Genomic DNA, 769 nt, shown 5'->3' with positions numbered 1-769 from the left:
GCCACATGGGCCGGGCGGCCCTCTTTGACCGGCCGAGCGGAACCTCCCGGCACCAACGGCCCCTTCTCGACGCGCGTGGGGACCACCTGGCCCGGAACCCGGTCCGACCGGCCCCTGCCGCCGGCCGACCTGCCGGGTGTCGTCTTCTTGGAGGGGCGCGTTGACGAGGAGGTACGCGCCATGCGTACGCCGAAGCCGATGAGGCAGCTGTTGATGAGGCAGCTGTTCTGGAGGTGGCAGAGCAGTCCGCTGCGCCGGCGCGTCGATGTCGTCGAGAACTGGATCATCCTGGTCATGTGGGTCGTCATCGCCCTGGGCGGTGCTCTCGCCGGCACGGTCACGGCCCATGCCGTCGGCACGTCGTTCGCACAGCTGCGGAACGATCGGCACGTGACCCGGGCCGTTCTCGTCGAGAGCCCCGCCCGCGCGTTGCAGGTGGGGCCGACCGACGTCTACGGCCATGTCCTCGGGAGGGTCCGGTGGACGGCGTCGGACGGATCGACCCACACCGGCGTCGTACGGGTGAACTCCGGACTCAAGACCGGTTCACAGGTCGACGTCTGGGTGAACGGTCAAGGGCGGCTCACCGGCGCACCGCCGAGCGCCTATGCCGCCACCATCGAGGCGGGCGCGCTCGGCGCGGGAGCCGCGATCGCCTTCGGTGGTGCGGTCTTCGCGAGCGGACGCCTCGGGCGGTGGCAACTGGACCGACGGCGCTACGACCAGTGGGGCCGCGAGTGGGACCGGCTCGGATCGACGTGGGGCCGCA

Annotated in this window: 1 protein-coding gene; it reads left to right on the top strand. The window is 71.4% G+C overall.

The annotated features are described in order from the left end of the window. Window positions 1-180 precede the first annotated feature (180 nt). Window positions 181-769: Rv1733c family protein (locus tag EOT10_RS40965; RefSeq protein WP_189492793.1), on the top strand; the 589-nt coding region annotated here is incomplete at its 3' end.

This window comes from Streptomyces antnestii (assembly GCF_004005495.1).
Classification (GTDB): domain Bacteria; phylum Actinomycetota; class Actinomycetes; order Streptomycetales; family Streptomycetaceae; genus Streptomyces; species Streptomyces antnestii.
Note: the sequence above shows the minus strand (reverse complement) of the source record. Positions and strands in the feature narration are given on the sequence as shown.